Here is a 24,257-nt window from a genome sequence, read left to right as displayed (position 1 = left end):
CCTGAAAATGCCCGAACAAAGTTAGGATACGATAATGAGCCAAGGCAAAATCGTACAAATTATTGGTGCTGTGGTAGACGTGGAGTTTCCACGCGATGCCATCCCCCATATTTATGATGCGTTGAAACTGGTTGACGTTGATTTGACACTTGAAGTGCAACAGCAACTGGGCGACGGCATCGTGCGGACCATTGCGATGGGCGCAACAGATGGTTTGAAACGTGGTTATGCGGTAGAAAATACGGGCGCGCCTATTACTGTGCCTGTGGGTACTGCCACGTTGGGACGTATTGTGGATGTATTGGGCAAACCGGTGGATGAGGCGGGTGCCATTGATGCGAGCCACACGCGCGCCATTCACCAAATCGCCCCTAAATTTGATGAGCTATCCAGCGCAACAGAATTGTTGGAAACAGGCATCAAAGTGATTGACTTGCTTTGTCCGTTTGCCAAAGGCGGTAAAGTGGGCTTGTTTGGCGGTGCGGGCGTAGGCAAAACCGTTAATATGATGGAATTGATTAACAACATTGCCAAAGCGCATAGTGGTTTGTCTGTATTTGCCGGCGTAGGTGAGCGCACTCGCGAGGGCAATGACTTCTACCACGAGATGAAAGAGTCTAACGTGTTAGACAAAGTGGCGATGGTGTACGGTCAGATGAATGAGCCGCCTGGCAACCGTTTGCGCGTTGCTTTGACTGGTTTGACTATGGCGGAATACTTCCGCGATGAAAAAGACGAAACAGGCAAAGGCCGCGATGTGCTGTTCTTTGTGGACAATATTTATCGCTACACGTTGGCGGGCACCGAAGTATCTGCGCTGCTGGGTCGTATGCCTTCTGCGGTGGGTTATCAGCCTACATTGGCGGAAGAAATGGGTCGTTTGCAAGAACGTATTACCTCCACGCAGACAGGTTCGATTACTTCTATCCAAGCCGTGTATGTTCCCGCCGATGACTTAACCGACCCGTCTCCTGCGACAACTTTCGCCCACTTGGATGCAACGGTTGTGTTGAGCCGTGATATTGCATCTTTGGGTATTTATCCTGCGGTTGACCCCTTGGATTCCACTTCGCGCCAGCTTGACCCCATGGTATTGGGTCAAGAGCATTACGATGTGGCGCGTGGTGTGCAGGCAACGCTGCAAAAATACAAAGAATTGCGCGATATTATCGCCATTTTGGGTATGGATGAGCTGTCTGACGAAGATAAATTGACTGTGGCGCGTGCGCGTAAAATCCAACGCTTCTTGTCTCAACCATTCCACGTTGCCGAAGTGTTTACCGGTTCGCCTGGCAAATATGTTTCTTTGCGCGATACGATTGCTGGCTTTAAGGCCATTCTGAATGGCGAATACGACCACTTGCCTGAACAAGCGTTCTACATGGTGGGCGGTATTGAAGAAGCTGTTGAGAAAGCAAAAACCTTAAATTAAGGAGATGGGCATGAGTGTCATGCGCGTAGAAGTAGTCAGCAACGAAGAGCACATCTACTCCGGCGAAGCCAGCTTTGTGGTTGTGCCAACCGTGAGCGGCGAGCTTGGCATTTATCCGCGACACGAGCCAATCATGAGCTTGGTTCGCCCAGGTGCTTTGCGTTTAACCGTGCCTGATTCTAATGAAGAAGTGTTGGTTGCCGTGTCGGGCGGAATCTTGGAAGTGCAGCCCGATAAAGTGATGGTGCTGGCGGATATTGCTGTGCGCAGTACCGAGCTGGATACGGCGCGCGCCGAAGAGGCGAAACGTGCGGCGCAAGAACGGTTGGCTCATGCGAAACAGTCTAATGACGATGAAGCACAAGCCAAAGCACATGCGGCATTAGCGGTTGCTATTGCGGAATTGAAAACGTTGGATTATTTGCGAATACATAAAGATTAATCCAAAAAACAGAAAGCTGCCCTTTTGGGGTGGCTTTTTTATTGGCTTATTTGCGGCAGCCTGAAACGTGGTTCAACATAGGGCAGGGCATTTCAATAAAACGCAAAACAAACCCCCAAAGCGAAAACTTTGGGGGTGGTTCATTTTCAGGCTGCCTATGCTGTCCAATCAGCATAGGCAGCCTGAAAACCAATCAGCGATGTTTTTACACCAATGTTTTATACCAACCGCCCATGGCATTGCTTGTATTTCAAGCCGCTGCCGCAAGGGCAAGGGTCGTTGCGATGGACGGCGATGCCACGCGCTTCAAGCGCATCGGGGAAGAATTGTTTGTCTTCTTCGGTGGGGTTGGCGGGGTCAAATGCACCATTTTCCACGTTTGACCATGCTTGGGGCGCAGCGTTTTCAGGCTGCCTGATGGTTTCTGGCTCGGGTTGGTGCGGTTGGATTTGTGCGCTCACCAAAATGGATGTGGCGTTGTATTGGATGTTGTTCCACAGGTTTTGGAACATGGCAAAGGCTTCGCGCTTGTATTCCTGTTTCGGGTCTTTTTGCGCGTAGCCGCGCAAGCCGATGCCTTGGCGTAAGTAATCCATGGCGGCAAGGTGCTCGCGCCATTGCGTATCCACCACTTGCAACACAACGCTGCGCTCGAAGTTGCTAAACACTTCATCGCCCACCAAGTCTTTTTTGGCTTGGTATTCAGCATCCACTTGCGCCAACACGCGCTCTTTCACCTCTTCGTTTTCCAGCGTGTTGTCTTCTTTGAGCCAGCCTGAAACGTCCACATGAACGTTAAACTCGCCTGCCAATTTCGCCATCATGGCGGGGATGTCCCATTGCTCTTCCATGCTGTCGGCGGGCATGTACATATCCACGATGCCGCCAATCACGGTGGCGCGCCATTCTTGCAGCATTTCGCTGATGTCTTTGTTGCCCAGAATCTCGTTGCGTTGATGGTACAGCACGCGGCGTTGGTCGTTGGCAACATCGTCGTATTCCAACACTTGTTTACGCATATCAAAGTTGCGCCCTTCCACTTTGCGTTGGGCGTTTTCAATTTGGCGCGTCAAAATGTTGGCTTCAATCGCCACGCCCGGTTCGGGCGCAAGGCGATTGAGGATGGCGGCGGCGCGGTCAAGCGCAAACAGGCGCAATAGCGGGTCTTCAAACGACAGGTAGAAGCGGCTTGAACCCGGGTCGCCTTGCCGCCCGGCGCGTCCGCGCAGCTGGTTGTCGATACGGCGGCTTTCGTGGCGTTCCGTGCCGATGATGTGCAAGCCGCCTGCGTCCACCACGGCTTGGTGTCCGGCTTCCCACGAGTCTTCCAAGGCTTGAATTTGCGCTTGTTTTTGCTCGTCTGTAAGCGATTCGTCGGCGCGGATGGCATCGGCTTGGTGTTGCACGTTGCCGCCCAACACGATGTCTGTACCGCGACCTGCCATGTTGGTGGCGACGGTAATCATTTTGGGTTTGCCTGCTTGGGCGACAATCAGGGCTTCGCGCTCGTGTTCTTTGGCGTTCAATACGTTGTGCGGCAAGCCTTCGCGTTTGAGCAAATGCGACACGAGTTCGGAGTTTTCAATTGTGGTCGTGCCCACCAACACGGGCTGCCCGCGCTCGTAGCAGTCTTTGATGTCTTTGACAACGGCTTCGTATTTTTCTTCGGCGGTGCGGAAGATTTGGTCGTTGAAGTCTTTGCGTTGGATGGGCTTGTTGGTGGGGATGATGACGGTTTCCAAGCCGTAGATGGATTGGAATTCGTAGGCTTCGGTGTCTGCCGTGCCAGTCATGCCCGATAGTTTGGTGTATAGGCGGAAGTAGTTTTGGAAGGTGATGCTAGCAAGGGTTTGGTTTTCCTTTTGCACTTCCACGCCTTCTTTGGCCTCTACCGCTTGGTGCAAGCCGTCTGACCAGCGCCGCCCGTCCATCAAGCGTCCTGTGTGTTCGTCCACAATCACGATTTCAGGCTGCCCTTCTTCGTTGGGTTTCACTACATAATGTTGATCACGATGGAAGAGCGTGTGGGCGCGCAATGCCGCCATCAGATGATGCATCAGCATGATGTTGTTTGAGGCGTAAAGCGATTCGTTTTCTTGCAGCAAGCCCAGTTGCGTCAAGATTTGCTCGGCGTGTTCGTGCCCTTGCTCGGACAGCACCACTTGCATATTTTTCTCGTCCACCCAATAGTCGCCTTCGGGGCTGTCTTCTTTTTCTTGCGGCGTGAGATGAGCGGGCACTTGGTTCATGATTTGGTACAGCTCAACGTTGTCGTTGGCCTGCCCCGAAATAATCAGCGGCGTGCGCGCTTCGTCAATCAGGATGCTGTCCACTTCGTCCACCACGGCGAAGTTGAGCTCGCGTTGGACTTTGTTGTAGATGTCGTCCACCATGTTGTCGCGCAGGTAGTCAAAGCCGAATTCGTTGTTCGTGCCGTAGGTGATGTCGCTGCCGTAGGCTTGTTGGCGGTGGAATGAATCCATATTGCTCAGAATAACGCCCACGCTCAATCCGAGGAAGTTGTAGAGCGGGCGCATGATGCCTGCGTCGCGCTCGGCAAGGTAGTCGTTCACGGTTACAACGTGCGCGCCTTTGCCCGACAGGGCGTTGAGATAAACGGGAAGCGTGCCGACGAGGGTTTTGCCTTCACCTGTGCGCATTTCGGCGATTTTGCCGTCGTGCAGCACCATGCCTCCGATGAGCTGAACGTCAAAATGGCGCATGCCCAGCACGCGCACGGAGGCTTCGCGGCACACGGCGAATGCTTCGGGCAGGATGTCGTCAAGCGTTTCACCATTGGCAAGGCGGTGTTTGAATTCTGCGGTTTTGGCTTGCAGTTGCTCGTCGCTTAGCGCTTTGGTTTCTGCTTCCAAGCTGTTAATTTTGGCGACGATTTTTCGGTAGTGTTTGAGCAATCGGTCGTTGCGGCTACCGAAGATTTTTTTGGCGATTTTGGTTAGCATTGATGGGTTTCCTTTGTGCGTTTGGGTACGCTAGATTTGCGGCAAATGGGGCGGATTCTATCACATTTAGGCTGCCCATTTGGGGATGGGTAAGATGGGTTTAAAGCAAGCGGAGTGCAGAAATGCTGGGTTTAACGTTTCTTTACTCTTTAAGGCAACCTGAAAATGGTGCGCGAATGGGTTGATTGGATGGCTGGCATTGTTGGGCTGGCTGTGCGCTGGCTTGCGTTTATGCTTATTATATTTATGCGCAACAGGCAGCCTGAAAATGGATAACGTGGCAACAATATGCCAAAGTGGATTTTCAGGCTGCCTATTGGCGTGTCTTGCAAAGCGCATGGGGTTGTGTGGCGTGGTGCGCGGCGCAACGCGCGAGAATGGCAAAAAGCGGTTTGGCAATTTTGCTGCGCGATACGGATTATTGCTGGCGTTTGGCAAGGTTTTCAGGCTGCCTTTGGGGCGTTATGTTGCGTTATTGGTTGTTTGGATGATTTTTTGCGGCATTTTTGCGCTGGCGCAAATTTTTTTGGGCTTGGGGGTAACTTGTTCTGTTAGTTTTCGTTAAAATGGGTTTGTAGTGAGTTGTAGTTTCTTTTTTTAACCATTTTTGTAAGGAGTTTCGTTATGCCTGCTAGTCATCAATTGCAGCCGTTTGAGCAAGTGGATTTGGGGGATAAGAAAGATAGTTTGAAAGTGTTTGAAGAGGCAGTAATGAAATATCGCGGGGCGGTGTCGCAAGAGGATAGCGACCGCGCGCCTTTGCCTGCGGATTATCCTTATGATGAGCGGATGAGCCGTCGGGTGTATGAAGCGGAAAAGGAGAAATTGCAGATTGAGCTGCTGAAAGTGCAAAGCTGGGTGAAAGACAGCGGGCAGCGGGTTGTGAGCTTGTTTGAAGGACGCGATGCGGCGGGCAAAGGCGGGACGATTAAGCGTTTTATGGAACATTTGAACCCGCGTGGCGCACGGATTGTGGCATTGGAAAAGCCCACAGAGGTGGAGCGCGGGCAATGGTATTTTCAGCGTTATATTCAAAATTTGCCCACGGCGGGCGAGATGGTGTTTTTTGACCGCTCTTGGTACAACCGCGCGGGGGTGGAGCGTGTGATGGGATTTTGCACGCCGCAGGAATATTTGTTGTTTATGCGCCAAACGCCTGAATTGGAGCGGATGCTGATTGATAGCGGCGTGCACCTGTTTAAATTTTGGTTTTCGGTGTCGCGCGAGGAGCAGCTGCGGCGGTTTGTGTCGCGCTATTCCGACCCGTTGAAGCATTGGAAATTGTCGCCCGTGGACGTGCAATCGCTTGACCGCTGGGATGCTTACACGGAAGCGAAAAACGCAATGTTTTTCCACACGCATAACAAAAATTCGCCGTGGGTGATTATTAAATCGGACGACAAAAAACGAGCGCGGCTTAACTGCATTCGCTACTTCTTATATGCGTTGGATTATCCAAACAAGGATTGGGACGCGATTGGCGAGCTGGATGAACATTTGGTGATGCAGCCCGATATGAACGCGGTGGCGCAAGAGCGTGGGTAGGTTCTCAACATAAGGCAGCCTGAAAACGGTTTTCAGGCTGCCTATCTCTATATATAAGATATGAGTGCGCCGATTGCTGGCAAGGACATTTCATCCATGGCATTTTGTCTCCTGCTATGCTGTTGAACAGCGGTTGGGACGGGATGATAGCAACGCGCGTTATTTCGCTGGGATGGTCGCCCAATGCTTTTCAGGCTGCCTAAATATAGGCAAAGGCAGCCTGAAAACAGGTTTGCGGCAATCTCTCCATCCTGCTTTACAAACCGCGTTGAAAATTAACGCACCATAACAATCTGCCGCTTACTTTACGCCCCTGAAACAACCGTTTCAGGGGATTTTTTGCTTTTCAGGCTGCCTTTGAGACGCGAGCGGCTATTCGTTTGGCTATAACAAATGGATGGCTGATAGTGTGGTAAAAATGTTGTCAATAAAACGTAAAATTTGGGCTAGATATGATAAGTGGCTAGTGGCGATTGTTAATTTCTTGTATGATGCGCAGGAATTGTTATCTGCATTTTTATAGCTTATAAACTACTGAAAATAATAAAAATTTTATTGCGTAACGCTCGCTGCTGCGAGCAGAACAGCGAGACTTAGCAGTTAACGAACCAATAATTGATGTCAATCAAAATCCGATTTTCGTTGATTTTTGTTTTAATTTGTTTTGTGTTTGAAATGTAGGAAGTGTAACTATGAATAAGACATATCGTGTTGTTTGGAATGAAAGCACCAACACTTGGGTGGCTGTGCAGGAAACAGCTAAGGCGCATGGCAAATCTGCATCGGGCAGTGTTCATGGTATTGCTGTGGGCCTTTTGGAGCGAGCAGGCATTAAAATCCCCCGATTTGCTGCTTCTACAATGCTGCTGGTTCTGACTGCTACTGCTGGGTATGCCCACGCAGGCCCGGGAATTTATATCAATGATGGGCAGGATGTTAACTGTACTCTCCTTCCTGATGGTTCTAATGCTGTTCCTTATGCGATACAGCCGGGTAACCCTCAACAGGTTTCAACTCCTTTGCAGGGGGTAGGAAGTGTGTCGGTGTATAACGCCGCCGATGTTGGCCTAACATCTTCATATAATCCGTGTAATTCGCGCACTACTGCTGGCAGTGAGGCGCATGATAAGCAAACCAACCGTACTTTGTTTTACGGTGATAAAAATCATACTGCAAGCGAGACTGAAAATGGCGCTAAAAACCTCACTCTTGGCGGCCGCCTAGATGTGAATAGTGGCATTATCGGCTTAGGCGATCGTGGAACCAATGGAACAAATGCAACCAACAGCATCCGTATCGGGACGGGGGTGACTTTGGATGATGCCAACAAGCAAACAAATTCAATCGCTATCGGTGTGGACACTAAGGCAACCGTTTTGGATGCTGTTTCGATTGGTGCAGGTGCGGAGGCTTCTGATACTCATGGTGTGGGGAAAGTAACCGCAATTGGTTATTCTGCTAAAGCCACTGATGCACATGCTACGGCGCTTGGTGCTTTTTCCAACGCTGCAACAGACGGTTCTGTGGCAGTAGGTTTTGAGTCGAAGTCTGAGGGCGTGGGCTCTGTTGCAATGGGGCGCGGCAGTGTGTCAGGCAGTTCTGGCGTTGATTACACTACTGCGGTTGGTTTTCAGTCACAGGCTGGCGGCTATGGCGCGATTGCAGTGGGCTCCGGTGCGCAGGCAACTGTGCAGGATGCTGCCGCTTTTGGTCATGATTCCAGAGCTACTTTGAAAAACTCTGTTGCTTTGGGCAACGGCAGCACGACTGCTGTGAATGCACAGGGCGTGGAAAGTGCCACCATTGGAAGTGTGACTTATGGTGGTGGTGCAAATAAATTTGCCGGCTCTACAAATATTGCCGCCGGCGATCAGGTTTCAATCGGTAGTGCGGGCAACGAGCGCCAAATTAAACATGTGGCTGCCGGCGCGATCACGGCAAGCAGTACTGATGCCATCAACGGCAGCCAACTTTATCAGATAACGGACGGCTTGCAGAAAAGTATTGCCAATATTCCGAGCAACAACACTCACTTTTACAGCGTGCAAGGTGCTTCTGGCGACAACAACTACAACAATGACGGCGCAGTCGCCAACAAATCCATGGCAGTCGGCAACGGCGCAAAAGCACAGGGCGTAAGCTCCATTGCCATTGGCAATGCCACCGTGGCTGCCGCATCCGCCAGCAATTCACAATCCGAAGGTGCTATTGCTATTGGCGACACTTCTTACGCCTCAGGTCGCCACGCTTTGGCGCTGGGACAAGGGCGTGCAGAAGAACATAACGCCGTTGCCGTCGGTTCAAATGCGCGTGCTGCGGCAACATCTTCCACCGCTATCGGCACTAGCGCAGTTGCATCCGATGCACACACTATTGCCATCGGTAGTGCGGCAAACAGTGCTGCAGCGAACGGCATTGCTATCGGTCGCGACAGCGCAACAACCATGAGCGCACCTGGTTCCGTTGCTTTGGGATACGGCTCACAGGCAACACGCCGCGCAATCGTTGCAGGCTCTGTCGCCACTTCCACCACACCAACCGTGGCGTCAAACCAAGTATTTGCCTTGGATGCTTCCAGCGATACCGATAAAGCCAATATCCGCGAAACAGTAAAAGGCGGCAGCGGCGCAGTGTCTGTCGGTACACAAAACGATACCCGCCAAATCATCAATGTGGCAGCAGGTACGGAAGATGCAGATGCAGTAAACGTGGCACAGTTGAAATCAGTTGCTAACCTGATTAAAAACAACACGCCGACCAAAGTCGGCCCCGCCGCGGGCAGCCCCGTGAAAGTGGAAAACAAAGGTTCTGCAAGCGCACCCAACTACGAGCTTGATCTCACCGATGCTGCAAAAGGCAGCCTGAAAAAAGCTGACACCGCCATGCAAAAATTTAAAGTGGCAACAGTTGCCGCTAAGGGTGGCACAGCTTCCGCAGGCGAAGAAGTAGGTAACGGTGAAACATTAACCTTCAAAGCAGGCGACAACGTAAGCATTGCTCAACAAGGCAAAGAAATCACCATCAACGCCACAGGCACAGGCGCAAGCAAAGTAGAAGCCGTTTCAGGCAGCCCTATTTCCGTAGCAGGCACAGGCACAGCAACCGACCCCTACAAAGTTGGCATAAACACCGTTGCATTGAGCAACACTACTACTGGCGCAGTAAATCTGCCCGCTACAAACGATGCAGGCAAACTGGTTACCGCTAACGAAATCGCCAAAGCGATTAACAACTCTGGTTTTGTGGTTACTTCGGGCAAAACGGGCTCAGGTCAAGTAACTGGCTCAACTGATGAAGTTGTAAATCCTGGTGAAAAAGTGAAATTCACTGCGGGCGATGGCATCAAAATTGCCCAAAACAATGGCGAATTTGTTATCAGCAATACAGGCACAGGCTCTGGCACAATGCCAACGTTTGCAGACGGGCGCGGTACGGTTGCCAATGTCAGCACAACGGGCGGCGTAACCACCGTGAAATTTGACACGCCATTAAGCTACACCGATGCAGCGGGTGCGCTGAGCAACACACCAAGCAACACCGTGAACTTGGTGGGCGCGAATACAAGCAATCCTGTTACCTTGGGCAACGTGGCTGCTGGTGTGAAAAACAATGATGCGGTGAATGTGTCTCAACTGAAAGCCAATGGCTTTAACGTGGCCGTGGCGCATACAGGCACAGGTACGTCTAGCGATAGCACACCTAGCGGCGCAACAGGTGCTGCCGATAAGAAAATTGTGGGTGATGAAACGCTGACATTTGAAGCCGGCAACGGCATTAACGTGTCGCAAAACGGCGGCAAAATCACCATTACCAACACCGGCAGCGGTGCAGGTGGCAGCGGTAACACGCATTATTACAGCGTTCAATCTGCTCAAACGGCCGCAGGCAGCAACTACAACAACGATGGCGCGACTGGCAACAACTCAATGGCAATGGGTCCATTTGCTAAGGCAAATGCACGCAACGATATTGCTATCGGTCATCAAGCAGGTGCTTTGAGTGGTGAAGGACCTATTAGTGGAGGAAATGGCGAACGTGTGACGATTGGTTCTAATGCAACAGTTGGTTCTAATCAAGCTATTAGCGTGAATGCAGGTGGCTCTTTGGGCACGGTTAATCTGGCAGTGAAATCAGTTGGGCAATCGGTTGCGATTGGTGGTGGGACTGGTGCGCAGCCTGAAAACCGCACTTATGCTTATGGCGACCAATCTTTGGCGATAGGTAGTGATACGCTGGCGTATGGTGATAGTTCTGTTGCGATTGGTGGTGATGATTTGAACAGAGCAGGTAGCCAACAAATCAGCTATACCGACCCGACCAATGGCAACCAAGTCAATGGCACAGTACGTCAAGCCTATCAAGCCTTAACAGGCGACACAATGCAAAATGGCGTGTACATCAAAACCGCTTCTAAACAAGCGGGTGTGTCTGTTGGTGTGCAAGCCCAGTCTGGCGATTTGGGCGTGGCATTGGGTGCTAAATCTACCGCATCAGGCACAGCCAGCACTGCAATCGGCACAGGCGCATCAGCCAATAAAGACAATGCCATTGCTTTGGGCGCAGGCAGTAAAACCAATACCAACGCCACCCAAGTTACTTCCGCCACGGTTGGTGGTTTAACTTATGGCAACTTTGCGGGCAATAGTTCAATAGCCGTGGGCGACCAAGTATCAGTTGGTAATACAGGCTTTGAACGTCAAATCAAACACGTTGCACCAGGGGAAATTTCTGCCGCGAGCACCGATGCCATTAACGGCAGCCAACTGTACGCCACCCAAAAAACATTGGGTAATGTTGGTAACACGGTTAAAACTATCTTGGGTGGCAATGCTGCAATAGACGCTGACGGCAATATTACGATGAGCAATATTGGTGGCACAGGTCAAAACACCATTCACGATGCGATTCAGGCTGCCAAAACCAAAGTTCAGGCTGCCGATAACAGCCCAGTAACCGTAACCGGCACAGGTTCCAGCACCGACCCATATAAAGTAGGTGTGAACACTGTAACTCTTGCTCCCGCAACTGGTACTGATGCAGGCAAAGTAGCCGCACCCGCCACAGGTGATGCAGGCAAACTGGTAACCGCAGGCGATATTGCCAACGCCATTAACAGCAGCGGCTTTAAAGCCACCGCAGGCGGCAATACTACTGGCGCAACACCAACGCAAGAGCTAATTAAAGCAGGCGATACGCTGACTCTGAAAGCAGGCAATGGTTTGACCGTAGAACAAAGCGGCAGCACATTCACTTACGCTTTGAATGCACAGCAAATCACTCAAAATGCGCAAACGCCTGTGGTGTACACCAAAGCCGATGGCAGCAAAGTGTATAAACACACAGACGGCAACTTCTACAGCCAACCTAATGGCGCAGGTACGCAAGTAGCGGCTGGTGATGTCATCGCTTCAATGAACGCAGGCGACAACACCACTTCAACCCCAACCACCTTGGCAAACGTGAAAGGCAATTTGGCTGATGCTGCAACTGCAACAGCTAACCCAGCCAATAACAGCCGTAGCGATTTCGCAGGCAAAGGCAATAATGCCGCTACTGTAAACGATGTGCTGAACGCAGGCTTTAACGTACAAGGCAATGGCGTAGCCAAAGACTTTGTTACTCACGGCGATACCATCAACTTTGTTAATGGACAAGGTACAGTAGCCAATGTAACCAGCACCAATGGCGTAACCGAAGTGAAATTCGACACCCCATTGAGCTATGTGGATAACGCAGGCAACAACAGCAGCACACCAAGCAACAGCGTTAAATTGGTAGGCAGCGACCCAAGCAAAGGCGTTAAATTGGGTAATGTAGCCGAAGGTGTGAACGACACCGATGCCGTTAATGTGGCACAACTGAATGCCGCCAAAACCAAAGTTCAGGCTGCCGATAACAGCCCAGTAACCGTAACAGGTGATGGCAGCACAGCAAACCCATACAAAGTAGGCGTGAACACTGTAACCTTGACTGCACCCGCCACAGGTACAGATGCAGGCAAAGTAACCGTTCCTACTGGCACAGACGCAGGCAAACTGGTAACCGCAGGCGATATTGCCAACGCCATTAACAGAAGTGGCTTTAAAGCCACCGCAGGCGGCAATACTACTGGCGCAACACCAACGCAAGAGCTGATTAAAGCAGGCGATACGCTGACCCTGAAAGCAGGCGATGGTCTGACCGTAGAACAAAGCGGCAGCACATTCACTTACGCTTTGAATGCACAACAAATCACTCAAAATGCGCAAACACCTGTCGTTTACACCAAAGCCGATGGCAGCAAAGTGTACAAACAGCCTGATGGCACGTTTAACACCAAAGCCGATGGTTCAGGTACAGCCGTACAACCTGCTGACATCATTGCTTCAATGCAAGGTGCGGACGGCGCAACAACCGCCACTCCTGCCACCAAAGACCCTGATACAGGCATCATGACCATGGCGGGCGGCACAACGCTGAACAACGTGGCCAGCGCAGGCGACATCACCAACCCAGCCAATGCTTATCGTGCAGTCAATGCAGGCGATTTGAACAACAGCGTGCAAAAACTGGTGAACAACGGCTTCAAGATTGATGCTGATAACGGCACAGCGGACACCGTGAAACTGGGTGAAACCGTTAAATACGCGGGCGATGGCAACATCACTACCACCGTAAGCAACAATCAAATCGGCTTCAAACTGGCGAACACCGTTACCATTGGCGATGCTGCAACAGGTGGTAAACCCGTGAAAATTGACGGTACAGCAGGCACCGTAACAGGCTTGACCAACATCACTTGGGACCCTGCCACTACGCCGATTACCAGCGGTCGTGCCGCCACCGAAGACCAGTTGTTAGCCGTAGCCAATGCTGCTAATTCTGCTGGCGCAGGCTTCACCATTGCAGGCAACAGCAAAGCGGCGGGTGTAACCACAGCGGACGAAACCATTAAAGCAGGCGAAACGCTGAGCATTAAAGGCACAGGCACAGGCGCGTTTACCGATTACGACAGCAGCAACATTCAAACCCAAGTGGGCGCGAATGGCGAAGTAACCGTGGGTCTGAAAAAAGACTTGAATGTGAACAGCGTTACCGCGGGCAACACCAAAGTGGATAACGGCGGTATCACCATCACTAACCCAACCGACCCAAGCAAAAATGTGAGCCTAACAGGCAACGGCTTGAACAACGGTGGTAACACCATTACCAACGTGGGCGATGGCGTGAACGATACCGATGCCGTGAACGTGCGTCAGTTGAAAGCCGCGCAAACCAATGTGAACAATCTCACCAACAACGTGATTGGTACGGACAAACCCAACATCACTACTTATGATGTACACGGTAACGTTGCCGACAACCAAAACACCGTGGTTGAAGCGATTAACAACATGAACACTGGCGGTATCAAGTTCTTCCACGTGAACGATGGTACAGGCAGCCAAAACACCGCAGGTACATTGAGCCACCCAGAAGATTCGTCTGCCAAAGGCAACTACGGCGCGGCTGTGGGCTATCAAGCGAAAGCGGATGGCGAAAGCAGCGTGGCATTTGGTAAAGGCGCGCAAGCTACGGGCAAAAATACCATTGCGATTGGTACGGGCAACGTGGTTACCGGCGAAGGCTCTGGTGCGATTGGCGACCCAACCACCATCACAGGCCGCGGTACATACAGCGTAGGTAACAACAACGGCACCATTAGCGCGAACGAAGCAGGCGTGTTTGGTAACAACAACACGCTGACCGGTAACAGCAGCCGCATTATTGGTAACAGCAGCACCGTTACCACCACCGATACGTTTGTGATGGGTAACAACTCCACCAGCAACGTAGCGAACTCTGTGGTATTGGGCAGCAATGCCGCCGCCACTTCTGCAGCTACTGCATCTAGCGCAGGCACGACCACTTACGCTTCCAGCGTGATTAACGGCACGACCTACAACTACGCGGGCGCAACGCCAACAGGCGTAGTGAGCGTGGGCAATGTGGGCGCGGAACGCCGCGTGCAAAATGTTGCCGCTGGTTTGATTAGCGCAGACAGCACCGATGCGATTAACGGTAGCCAACTGTATGCCACCAACAGCGCCATCAATGCGTTGCAAACAGGCGCGGCGGGTATTGTTCAATACTCTAACGGCAATGTGCAACCCAACGGCGGCACGCCTACCAACCACGTTACTATGGTGGGCGCAGACCAAAACGCCCCTGTAACCGTGCATAACGTTGCCGCAGGTGTTGCGCCGACCGATGCAGTGAACGTATCGCAACTGCAAGGCGTGGCCGGGCAAATCAACAAAGTGGCGGATGAAGCCGATGCGGGCACAGCCGCAGCGATGGCCGCCGCAGGCTTGCCACAAGCCTACTTGCCAGGTAAGAGCATGGTTGCCGTTTCAGGCAGCACTTATCGCGGTAAACAAGGTTACGCGGTGGGCTTCTCTGCCATCAACGATGGCGGCAACTGGATTGTTAAAGGCATTGCCACAGGCAACAGCAAAGGCAAATTCGGTGCGACCATCGGCGCGGGTTATCAATGGTAATGTGATGTAGTTGAGCTTTCAGGCTGCCTTTGGGCAGCCTGAATTATTTGGAGCGAAGGCAGCCTGAAAACGGAATTTTCTGTTTCAGGCTGCCTTTTGTTGTTGAATGCGCGGTTGCTGCGCCATGGAGTTGGTGTAGCGTAAGCCGAGCGCGCCGATAATGGGTCGCTGTTGCCGCGCTTTATTTCGGGCAGGCGGGAACGGCAATTGCTGCTGGCCAGACAGGGTTTGCCTTGATGGCAAGCGGCGGCAGCCCGAAACCTTTGCGAAACCCCAAAGGCAGCCTGAAATCTAAAAAGGAGCGGCGACGGCTTGTTGCCCAATGGTGTATTCAATAGGGCTTTACGGGTTGGCGTGGCGACATCGGCGAGCCTTGGTTGCGCCATCGGTTGCAGGATTCGCACAGACAGCCTGAAAACAAGGAAAGCGAATAGGGCGGGCGCAATGTGTTTGCAAGATGCGCCCGATGTGGCTGTTTTTTGTATTGTGTCGGGCGGTTGAAATCTTTTCAGGCTGCCTTTTGCAAAGCGGGGCGGGGTTTTACAATATCGGGCATTCGGAATTTTCGCAAACAGCGTTTTCAGGCTGCCTTGCCGCGGCTGGTTTTTGTGCATTGGGGCAGCCTGAAAATCATTTCAAACCATCCATTCCAATCATCACACGGGGTCATCATGTCTTGGATAAATTTTGTGCGGCGTTGCCGTTTTTGGGCGCGTAGAAAATGGCGGCAGATGCGGCGCTTGTCGCGAAAATCGGTGCCGTTGCTGTATTTGCTGATTGGTTCGCTGCTGGTGGCGGGGGTGTCGATGATTTTTGCGCAGATGGCGGAATTTGCTTTGGAGCACAATCGGCATTGGGTGAAAACTTATCCGTGGTTTGCTTGGGTGGCGTTGCCGCTGGGCCTGATGCTGATTGCTTGGCTGATGCGGCGGTTTGCGCCTTACACGGTGGGCAGCGGGATTCCGCAGGTGATTGCGTCGATTGTGCTGCCGTATGGGCGCACGAAAAAGCGGGCGCTGGGCTTTCGGGAGACGTTGTTGAAAGTGCCGCTGACGTTTTTGGGAATGCTGTGCGGGGCTTCTATTGGGCGGGAGGGGCCTTCGGTGCAGGTGGGGGCGGCGGTGATGGCAAGCTGGGGGCGGTGGTGCAAGAAGCACAATTTGGCGTTTACGGGCTTGCAGGATAACGATTTGCTGGCGGCAGGCGCGGCAGGGGGCTTGGCGGCGGCGTTTAACGCGCCTTTGGCGGGGGTAATTTTTGCGATTGAAGAGCTGGGGCGCGATGTGATGCTGCGCTGGGAACGGCAGATTTTTATCGGCATTTTGGCGGCGGGTTTTGCGCAGGTGGCGATTATGGGCAACCACCCGTATTTCAGCAATTTTTATGCGTATGGCACGGAGGTGAAGCATTTGTGGCTTTGGGTGCTGGCGGTGGCGTTGGTGTGCGGCGTGATGGGGGGCTTGTTTAGCCGTTTGCTGTTTAAAGGCGTGGGCTGGGTGATTCCTGCGGCGGGCTGGAAGGCTTGGGTGCAGCGTCGCCCGATTTTGCTGGCGGGGCTGATGGGGCTTTTGCTGGCAGCGGTGGGCACAATCAGCGGCGGGGATGCTTATGGCACGGGCTCGGCGCAGGTGTTGGAGGCGTTGCACAACCAATATCATGCGCCGTTTGGCATGTCGCTGTGGAAATGGCTGGCGACGATTTTTTCTTATTGGGCGGGCATCCCCGGTGGGATTTTTACGCCGTGTTTAACCATCGGTGCGATGATTGGGCATGATTTGGCGCAGCTCGCGGGCTTGGGGCTGGGCGGGAATGTGTTGGTGTTGCTGGGGATGGTGGCGTTTTTGTCGGGGGCAACGCAATCGCCGCTGACGGCAAGCGTGGTGGTGATGGAGATGACGGGCAGCCAGCAGCTTTTGGTGTGGATGCTGATGGGGGGCTTGGTGGCGACGGCGGTGTCGCGGCAGTTTTCGCCCAAGCCGTTTTACCATGCGGCGGCGGCGCGGTTTCGCCAGCGCGTGGCGGAGGAGTGTAAGGCGGGGAAATGAAGTAGGCAGCCTGAAAACGTGTTTACCCGTTTTCAGGCTGCCTATTCATGCAGTTCAATCAACCTCACCCCTGCTCTTCCACCCACAAATTCCCATCCCGCGCCAGTAGTTTCCGCGCCGCCTCAGGCCCCCAGCTATCAGCAGGATAACCGTGCGGCGGCACAGGCGAAGTTGCCCAGTTGTCCAAAATCGGCATCACCCATTCCCAAGCCTTTTCCAATTCGTCGCGGCGGTTAAACAACGCCAAACGCCCGTCAATCACCTCGCGCAGCAGCAATTCATAAGCCTCAGCGCGGCGGCCGTCCACCGCTTTGCCCATGTCCAACACCATTTCGGCGGGGGCTACGTTCAAGCCGCTGCCCACTTGTTTCACAAACCATTTGAGCGACACGGTTTCATCGGGCTGCAAGCTGATGATTAAGCGGTTGGCATGGCTGCCGAACAAGCTGCCCGCATCGGGTTTGAAGTTCAACACAATTTGCGCGCTGCGTGCTGCCATGCGTTTGCCCGTGCGCAGGTAAAACGGCACGCCCTGCCAGCGCGGCGTGTCCACTTCGGCGCGGATGGCAACATAGGTTTCTGTGCGGCTATCGGCAGGCACTTTATGCTCTTGCAAATAGCCTTTCAGGCTGCCTGAGGCGGTGTATTGCCCACGCACCACGTTTTTATCCACATCGGCAGAAGTCATCGGTTTGAGCGCGGCAACCACTTTCAATTTCTCATCGCGCACATCATCCGCGCCCAGCGATTTCGGGCGCTCCATCGCCACAAAGCACAGCATCTGCATCAAATGGTTTTGCACCATATCGCGCAACGCGCCGGTGATGTCGTAGAACTCGCCGCGCTCTTCCACGCCCAACTGCTCGGCGATGGTGATTTGCACGGACTGCACGAAATCTTTGTGCCAAATCGGTTCAAGGAACACATTGCCAAAGCGCAGCGGCAACACGTTTTGCAGGCTTTCTTTGCCGAGGTAGTGGTCAATGCGGTAAATCTGTTCTTCTTTGAAAAACCGCGCCACATCGGCGTTGATGGCTTGCGATGAGGCTAAATCCGTGCCCAATGGTTTTTCCAACACAATGCGCACGTTATCCGCGTTCAAGCCCACGGCGGCAAGGTTTTCGCAGGCGGGGGCGAAGAATTTGGGCGCGGTGGAAAGATAGATAATCACGTTATCCGTTTCTTTGCGCGCTTTGACTACTTCGCCCAGCTTGGCAAAATGTTCGGGCTCGCTCACGTTTAAAGACAAATATTGAATGCGCTTGATAAACGAAGCCCAAAGCGCGTCGCTGAAATGGTGTTTGATGTGGATTTTGCTGTCGGTTTCCACTTTTGCCAAAAATTGTGCGGTGTCAAACTGGCTGCGCGACACGCCCAAAATGCGCGCATCGGGATGCAGCAAGCCTGCGGCGTGCGCCTGATACAAGCTGGGCAACAGCTTGCGCATAGATAAATCGCCGGTTGCGCCGAAGATAACCATATCAAAATTGGTTTGAGACATAGCGGATTCCTTGTTCTATGGGGGCATGATTGCGCCATTATAAAAGATTTGCGGCTTTTCAGGCTGCCTGAAAGGGGGGGGCGCCGCGATAGGCAGCCTGAAAATTGTTTAACACCGACAACCGATGGCGCATCAAAAACCCGCCGACAGGGTTCCAACCCGTAAAACCTGATTGAACACGCCGTTTGGCGATGAGCCGTCGCTGCTTTATGTTGGTTTTCAGGCTGCCTCAACGGGCGGTTCCCATACAATAGGCAGCCTGAAAATCATATTGACCCATTTCAGGCTGCCTCAACGCCCGCTAAACAGCAGCGTCATCTCATGCCATTCCGCCCCGCCGTGTTCCGAATCCGCCACGCCGCCGTGCACAAAGCCAAAGCCGCGATAGTAATCCAGCAAATGCGCCTTGCAGGTGAGCACCACGCCGCGTTTGCCGCGCTCGCGCATGGCGGCGATGTAATGATTGAGCAACGCCGCCGCCATGCCGCGCCGCTGATAATCGGGATGCACCGCCAAGCCAAACACAAACGCATACGCACCGTTGGGCTGATGATGGCGGGCATCGGCGTAAAATTTGTCGGGCAGATGCGGCGTATCCGCCGAGCAGCCGTTGATAAAGCCCACCACGCGGTTATCTTGCTCTGACACAAAAAATTGCTCGGGAAACACCGCCAATCGCGCGGTAATCTGTGCGAGGCTCGCCGCTTCTGCGGGGGTAAAGCCCAAGGCTTCAATTTCTGCCATTGTGGCGGCTTCTTCGGGGCGTGGGGTTCGGATGATGAAATCAGTCATGCGGATTCCTTTTTCAGGCTGCCTTAAACCGTAGTAATCCTACACATTGGCATGAATTTTGTCTATTCGGCAGCGTGCGCGAAAATTGATTTAAAACAGTCGTATTAGCAATTTTTCGGTATAATTCCGCCCCGTGCGATAAGATTGAAACCCGCAGCAAAATATTATTTTTGTAGTTAAGCTACAAAACAAAATGAAAGACGCAAACCATGACCCCTCTCCACCCCAAACTCGCCGAAATCACCCAGCGCATTATTGACCGCAGCCGCCCTACGCGCACCGCCTATTTGGCGCGGATTCGCCAATACATCAAACAAGGCAAAGTGCAGCGCGACCGGCTAGGCTGCTCCAACTTGGCACACGGCTATGCCGCCATGCCCAAAACCATCCAAATCCAAATGCAGCAGCCCAATGTGCCCAATATCGGCATGATTAGCGCGTATAACGACATGGTGTCGGCGCACCAGCCGTTTAAAGATTTTCCCGATTGGATTAAAGACGAAGTGCAAAAATACGGCGCAACCGCGCAAGTGGCGGGGGGCACGCCCGCGATGTGCGACGGCATCACGCAGGGCTACGAGGGCATGGAATTGTCGCTGTTTTCGCGCGATGTGATTGCCATGAGCACGGCGGTGGGTTTGTCGCATCAGATGTTTGACGGCGCGTTGCTGTTTGGCGTGTGCGACAAAATCGTACCGGGTTTGATGATAGGCGCGTTGTCGTGCGGACATTTGCCCGCTATTTTTGTGCCCGCCGGCCCGATGGAAAGCGGCATCAGCAACAAAGAAAAAGCCCGCACGCGCCAGCTTTTTGCCGAGGGCAAAGTGGGGCGTGATGCCTTGTTGGCAAGCGAGCTAGGCTCGTATCACAGCGCGGGCACTTGCACCTTTTACGGCACGGCAAATTCCAATCAAATGATGATGGAATTGATGGGCGTGCATCTGCCCGCCGCCGCGTTTTTCAACCCCTACACGCCGATGCGCGAGGCTTTAACGCGCTATGCGGGCGCGCGCATGGTGCAGGGCATCCAATCAGGCAGCCTGAAACCGCTGGGCGAAATGCTGAGCGAAAAATCGTTTACCAACGCCATGATAGGCTTGATGGCAACAGGCGGCTCCACCAACCACACCATGCACTTGGTGGCGATGGCGCGCGCGGCGGGCGTAATTTTGAATTGGGACGATTTTGACGAAATCTCGTCCATCATCCCTTTGCTGATTCGCGTGTATCCCAACGGGCAGGCGGATGTGAACCACTTTGCCGCGGCAGGTGGCTTGCCGTTTGTTATCCGCGAACTGCGCGACGCGGGCTTGCTGCATGACGATGTGGACACCGTGGTTGGGCGTGGCATGGCGGCGTACACGCAAGAGCCGTTTTTGATTGACGGCAAGCTGGAATGGCGCGACGCGGTTGCCGAAAGCCGCGACACCGGTATTTTGCGCACCGTTGCCGCGCCGTTCTCGCCCGATGGCGGCTTGCGCCTGATGCGCGGCAACGTGGGGCGCAGCGTGATTAAAGTGTCTGCCATGAAACCCGAACATTTTGAAATGGAAGCCCCCGCCATTGTGTTTAACGACCAGCGCGAAGTGTTGGCGGCGTTTGAGCGCGGCGAGTTGGAGCGCGATTTTGTGTGCGTGGTGCGCTTTCAGGGCGCACGCGCGATGGGGATGCCCGAGCTGCACAAATTAACCCCGCCGCTGGCGATTTTGCTAGACCGTGGCTTTAAAGTGGCGTTGGTTACCGATGGACGGATGTCGGGCGCATCGGGCAAAGTGCCTGCCGCGATTCATATGTCGCCCGAAGCCTTGATGGGCGGCAACATCGGCAAAATCCGCACCGGCGACATGATTCGCTTCAACGCCAAAACGGGCGAATTAAATGTGCTGGTGGACGAAGCCGAATGGAACGCGCGCGACATCCCTGCGCCCGATTTAAGCAAAAATACGCACGGCATCGGGCGCGAATTGTTTGCAGGCTTTCGCGCGCAAACCAGCAGCGCGGAAACGGGGGCGATGAGCTTTGGCGGGGATTTTGCGTGATAGGGGCGGGGTAAGCGCGGGGCGTTGAGAACAAGACCAAGGCAGCCTGAAAACGGTATTTTGCGTTTTCAGGCTGCCTTTACGTTTGGGTAGGCTTGGGCAATTTGCTGTTTTTGGGTTTGCAGGGCTTGGGGGCTGCGGGCAAACTGCGTGTGCAGTGAAGCGGCACGCCCTACGGCTAATGGGAAGCAAGGCAGCCTGAAAACGGTTTTTTATGCTGTTTTAGCTTCGCAGAAACTCGCTGCGCTCGTTTTCAGGCTGCCTTTTAGTGTGCGTGTTTCAATCAACCCGCCCCATCTCACACAAACCCCATCGCCCCTTTGCCGCCTTCTTTTAGGCTGCATTCTAGTTGCAAGCTGGCGAGCAGGGCTTGGGCATCAGCAAACGGGGTGATGCGCGCTTGCTTGGCGGCAACGGCAAAATCGCCTGCCACCAGCTGCCTGATGCGGGCGACTTCGCTGCGCAGCTCATCGGGGCAGGGCAAGCTAAGTTGGGCGCAGTGGGCTTGAAACAGCTTCCATGCTTGGTCGGGGCGCAGCGGCGAAAATTCCAGCTTGAAGTCAAAGCGGCGCAGGGCGGCTTGGTCTAGGTTGCGCATCAGGTTGGTGGTGGCGATGAAGATGCCTTGGTAGGCTTCCATTTGGGTGAGCATTTCGTTCACTTGGGTGATTTCCCAGCTTTGGTTGGCGCCGCGCCTGTCTTGCAAGAAGCTGTCCACTTCGTCAAACACCAGCACGGCTTGGTTTTCTTCGGCTTCGGCGAAGGCTTGGGCGATGAGTTGCTCGGTTTCGCCCACGTATTTGGACAGCAAATCGGAGCTGCGTTTGTAGATAAGCTGTTTGCCCGCTTGCTCGGAGAGCCATGCGGCATACGCGCTTTTGCCTGTGCCTGCTGCGCCGTATAGGCAGAGGGTGCCGCGCCCTGCGGCGATGATGCCTTGGGCGAGTTGGTGCAAATCGCGCGGGGTGTTGAGATAGTCTAGGCTGTACACTTCGGGCAGCTTGGCGGTTTTGTTGAGCGCGTGGTAGTTGCCTTGGGCTTTGAGCGTGTTTTGCAGCAGTTTTTGGAAGAGTTCGCTGCGTTTTTCAGGCTGCCAATCTTGGCTGGTGGCTTGGGTTACTTTGTGGGCTTGTTTGAGCAGGGCGGGCACGAGGGCTTCGTGTTCGGCGAGGCTGCGGATTTGGGATTTGTCCATAAAATCGCGGGTGTAGCCGGCGATGAGTTCGGCGCGGCGGGCAACGGGCGGGGCTTTCATTTCGATGACGATGTCAAAGCGGCGCACGGCGGAGGGGTCGATGAGTTCTACGTTGTTGCCTATCCAGATGGTGGGCACGCGGTTGTTTTCTAAAAAGCGGTTGAGCCATGCTTTGTTGAGGCTGAAATCGTGTTGCCCGCGGTCAAACAAGTCTTCTACTTCGTCAAACATCAGCATGCTGTTTTGCCCGGCGAGGATGTTTTGCGCCATGCGCAGGGCGTTCATGCGGTCGTCGCGGTCGGCGGGGCTGTCGTCTTCGTTGGTCCACGAGATTTCGTAGAGCTCTACGCCCAGCGCGCTGGCGAGCACGCGGCTGAATTCGGTTTTGCCGGTGCCGGCCACGCCGTGGATGAGGATGTTGCAGCCTGAAAGTTTTTGCGCGAACACTTGGCGCAGATAGGCTTCGGCGGCGGTGGCGAGCACGCCCAAGTGGGCGAAGTCGCCAAGCGTGAGCTGGGTTTGCGGCGCGGGGAGAATGTGGCGTTTGAGGATTTCGGTGGGGGTGGTGGGGGCGTTGAGCATCAGGTCGGCAAATCGGCGCGAGAGCAGGTCGATTTTGCTTTTCATGTAGTACTCGTCGTTGCGGTCAAGGCGCATCAGCCCGATGTTGGCGAGCGGGGCTTTGGGCGACAGGGCGGCGGTGATTTGGTTTTCAGGCTGCCGCAAGAGTTGGGCGAGGGCTTCGCAGCAGGCGTTGTCGTCTAAATCGCCCAGCAGGTTGCACAGGCGCGACAGGGTGGATTGGCTGTGCAGCAGGATGCCGAAGGTGAGCAGGCGGGTTTCGGTTTCGTTGAAGTGGCTCATGGCTTGCCATTGGGCAAGGTTGTGGCGCAGGGTGTCGGGCAGGCTGGTTTGCCAGATGTGTTCGAAGTCGTGTTGCTGCTGCCATGCTTCGTAGGCGGCTTTGAGCCGGCGGCGGGCGGCGGCGGGGTCGTAGGGGTTTTCTTCGTTGAACCAGTTTTCTGCGCCGATGAGGCGGGCGATTTCGCTGCGCTCAAAGCCGTCGCTGCCGATGAATTGGTTTTGCCCGTCTAGCGGGTAGAGGATGTCCCATGCCCATTGTTGGAACAGGGTGTTGAGTGTGTTTTGCATATTGGGATGACGGATTGGGGGTTGATGGGGAAAGGGGCGGATTATAGCGAGTTTGGGGTTTTCAGGCTGCCTTTGCGATGCTTAAAGGCAGCCTGAAACGCGTGGGCTGCGGCACGGGAGAGCGGGCATGGCGGCGCTGCCGTGTTCGGTTTCAGGCTGCCTGATGCCGCATGATGTCGTCTAGATTGTCCTGCAACCAGTTCACCAGCGCGTCCACTTTCTCCGCCGCCGCCTCGCCCAACGCCGTGAGCGTGTATTCAACGTGCGGCGGCACGGTTTGGAACGACTGGCGCACCAGCATCCCATCTTGTTCCAACTGCTGTAAGGTTTGCGTGAGCATCCGCTCGCTTACGCCGTCAATGGCGCGGCGCAGTTCGCTAAACCGATGTGTGCCGCCGCGCAGCACCACCAGCACCAGCAAGCCCCAGCGGCTGGTTAAACGGCGCAAAATCTCGCGCGAGGGGCAGGCGCTGGCCAAAACATTGCCTTTTTCCATAAAAATCCTTGCGAAACAATCTGTTTTCAAAAAAATCCATGCTTACAAAAGTGTAAGTACTTACTAAAAATAAGTAATGCCATTATACTGCGCGGCATTCGGTCAACGCAAACCGCTTTTATTTAATCTTTTCAGG

At 53.7% G+C, this 24,257-nt stretch carries 13 protein-coding genes; 6 read left to right on the top strand and 7 right to left on the bottom strand.

The window, feature by feature from the left end; all coding sequences use genetic code 11:
• Nucleotides 1–34: 34 nt before the first annotated feature.
• Nucleotides 35–1,432, top strand: a complete 1,398-nt coding sequence (gene atpD / locus H3L93_RS11110) for a F0F1 ATP synthase subunit beta (protein WP_003798673.1) — start codon at nt 35–37, stop codon at nt 1,430–1,432.
• A gap of 10 nt (nt 1,433–1,442) precedes the next feature.
• Nucleotides 1,443–1,874, top strand: a complete 432-nt coding sequence (locus H3L93_RS11105; protein ID WP_040559167.1) for a F0F1 ATP synthase subunit epsilon — start codon at nt 1,443–1,445, stop codon at nt 1,872–1,874.
• Between the two features lie 218 nt (nt 1,875–2,092).
• Here H3L93_RS11105 and secA read toward each other — a convergent pair whose 3' ends face one another.
• Nucleotides 2,093–4,837 (bottom strand): preprotein translocase subunit SecA, encoded by a 2,745-nt coding sequence (secA, locus tag H3L93_RS11100; RefSeq protein ID WP_003798681.1) that lies wholly within the window; start codon nt 4,835–4,837, stop codon nt 2,093–2,095.
• Nucleotides 4,838–4,903: 66 nt separating this feature from the next.
• Nucleotides 4,904–5,275, bottom strand: a complete 372-nt coding sequence (locus H3L93_RS11095) for a hypothetical protein (RefSeq protein ID WP_155803238.1) — start codon at nt 5,273–5,275, stop codon at nt 4,904–4,906.
• A 186-nt stretch (nt 5,276–5,461) separates the two neighbouring features.
• Here H3L93_RS11095 and ppk2 point away from each other — a divergent pair, with 186 nt between their 5' ends.
• Nucleotides 5,462–6,382 carry a polyphosphate kinase 2 gene (gene ppk2 / locus H3L93_RS11090; protein ID WP_003798687.1) on the top strand — a complete coding sequence of 307 codons (921 nt, stop codon included), beginning with the start codon at nt 5,462–5,464 and terminating at the stop codon, nt 6,380–6,382.
• Nucleotides 6,383–7,074: 692 nt separating this feature from the next.
• On the top strand, nt 7,075–14,901 hold the full coding sequence (locus H3L93_RS11085) for an ESPR-type extended signal peptide-containing protein (protein WP_003798693.1): 7,827 nt from the start codon (nt 7,075–7,077) through the stop codon (nt 14,899–14,901).
• On the opposite strand, the gene H3L93_RS11080 is transcribed toward H3L93_RS11085, so the two are convergent.
• On the bottom strand, nt 14,892–15,515 hold the full coding sequence (locus tag H3L93_RS11080) for a hypothetical protein (RefSeq protein WP_155803239.1): 624 nt from the start codon (nt 15,513–15,515) through the stop codon (nt 14,892–14,894). The genes H3L93_RS11085 and H3L93_RS11080 overlap by 10 nt on opposite strands.
• Nucleotides 15,516–15,632: 117 nt before the next feature.
• Here H3L93_RS11080 and H3L93_RS11075 point away from each other — a divergent pair, with 117 nt between their 5' ends.
• Nucleotides 15,633–16,946: a chloride channel protein gene (locus H3L93_RS11075; protein ID WP_003798699.1), complete on the top strand. Its 1,314-nt coding sequence runs from the start codon at nt 15,633–15,635 to the stop codon at nt 16,944–16,946.
• A gap of 64 nt (nt 16,947–17,010) precedes the next feature.
• On the opposite strand, the gene zwf is transcribed toward H3L93_RS11075, so the two are convergent.
• Complete coding sequence (gene zwf, locus H3L93_RS11070) at nt 17,011–18,447, bottom strand: glucose-6-phosphate dehydrogenase (RefSeq protein ID WP_003798701.1); 1,437 nt, start codon at nt 18,445–18,447, stop codon at nt 17,011–17,013.
• 291 nt (nt 18,448–18,738) lie between these two features.
• Complete coding sequence (locus tag H3L93_RS11065) at nt 18,739–19,239, bottom strand: GNAT family N-acetyltransferase (protein WP_003798703.1); 501 nt, start codon at nt 19,237–19,239, stop codon at nt 18,739–18,741.
• Nucleotides 19,240–19,448: 209 nt separating this feature from the next.
• On the opposite strand from H3L93_RS11065, the gene edd reads away from it, so the two are divergent.
• Nucleotides 19,449–21,278: a phosphogluconate dehydratase gene (gene edd / locus H3L93_RS11060; RefSeq protein WP_003798704.1), complete on the top strand. Its 1,830-nt coding sequence runs from the start codon at nt 19,449–19,451 to the stop codon at nt 21,276–21,278.
• 298 nt (nt 21,279–21,576) lie between these two features.
• Here the strand turns inward: edd and H3L93_RS11055 are convergent, their stop codons facing one another.
• Together H3L93_RS11055 and H3L93_RS11050 are read right to left on the bottom strand one after the other, a co-directional pair.
• Nucleotides 21,577–23,625 (bottom strand): AAA family ATPase, encoded by a 2,049-nt coding sequence (locus H3L93_RS11055; protein WP_003798707.1) that lies wholly within the window; start codon nt 23,623–23,625, stop codon nt 21,577–21,579.
• A gap of 151 nt (nt 23,626–23,776) precedes the next feature.
• The gene (locus H3L93_RS11050; RefSeq protein ID WP_003798711.1) at nt 23,777–24,121 is read right to left on the bottom strand and encodes a winged helix-turn-helix transcriptional regulator; all 345 of its coding nucleotides are present in this window, start codon (nt 24,119–24,121) and stop codon (nt 23,777–23,779) included.
• Nucleotides 24,122–24,257: the final 136 nt, after the last annotated feature.

It is taken from the genome of Kingella oralis (assembly GCF_014054985.1).
GTDB classification, from domain to species: Bacteria; Pseudomonadota; Gammaproteobacteria; order Burkholderiales; family Neisseriaceae; genus Kingella_B; species Kingella_B oralis.
This window is presented reverse-complemented; position numbering and strand designations above follow the sequence as displayed.

Excerpts from the sequence above, each read along its gene's own strand:
- atpD (WP_003798673.1), top strand. The coding sequence starts at position 35 with ATGAGCCAAGGCAAAATCGTACAAATTATTGGTGCTGTGGTAGACGTG.
- H3L93_RS11105 (WP_040559167.1), top strand. The coding sequence starts at position 1,443 with ATGAGTGTCATGCGCGTAGAAGTAGTCAGCAACGAAGAGCACATCTAC.
- secA (WP_003798681.1), bottom strand. The coding sequence starts at position 4,837 with ATGCTAACCAAAATCGCCAAAAAAATCTTCGGTAGCCGCAACGACCGA.
- ppk2 (WP_003798687.1), top strand. The coding sequence starts at position 5,462 with ATGCCTGCTAGTCATCAATTGCAGCCGTTTGAGCAAGTGGATTTGGGG.
- H3L93_RS11085 (WP_003798693.1), top strand. The coding sequence starts at position 7,075 with ATGAATAAGACATATCGTGTTGTTTGGAATGAAAGCACCAACACTTGG.
- H3L93_RS11080 (WP_155803239.1), bottom strand. The coding sequence starts at position 15,515 with ATGCACAAAAACCAGCCGCGGCAAGGCAGCCTGAAAACGCTGTTTGCG.
- H3L93_RS11075 (WP_003798699.1), top strand. The coding sequence starts at position 15,633 with ATGCGGCGCTTGTCGCGAAAATCGGTGCCGTTGCTGTATTTGCTGATT.
- zwf (WP_003798701.1), bottom strand. The coding sequence starts at position 18,447 with ATGTCTCAAACCAATTTTGATATGGTTATCTTCGGCGCAACCGGCGAT.
- H3L93_RS11065 (WP_003798703.1), bottom strand. The coding sequence starts at position 19,239 with ATGACTGATTTCATCATCCGAACCCCACGCCCCGAAGAAGCCGCCACA.
- edd (WP_003798704.1), top strand. The coding sequence starts at position 19,449 with ATGACCCCTCTCCACCCCAAACTCGCCGAAATCACCCAGCGCATTATT.
- H3L93_RS11055 (WP_003798707.1), bottom strand. The coding sequence starts at position 23,625 with ATGCAAAACACACTCAACACCCTGTTCCAACAATGGGCATGGGACATC.
- H3L93_RS11050 (WP_003798711.1), bottom strand. The coding sequence starts at position 24,121 with ATGGAAAAAGGCAATGTTTTGGCCAGCGCCTGCCCCTCGCGCGAGATT.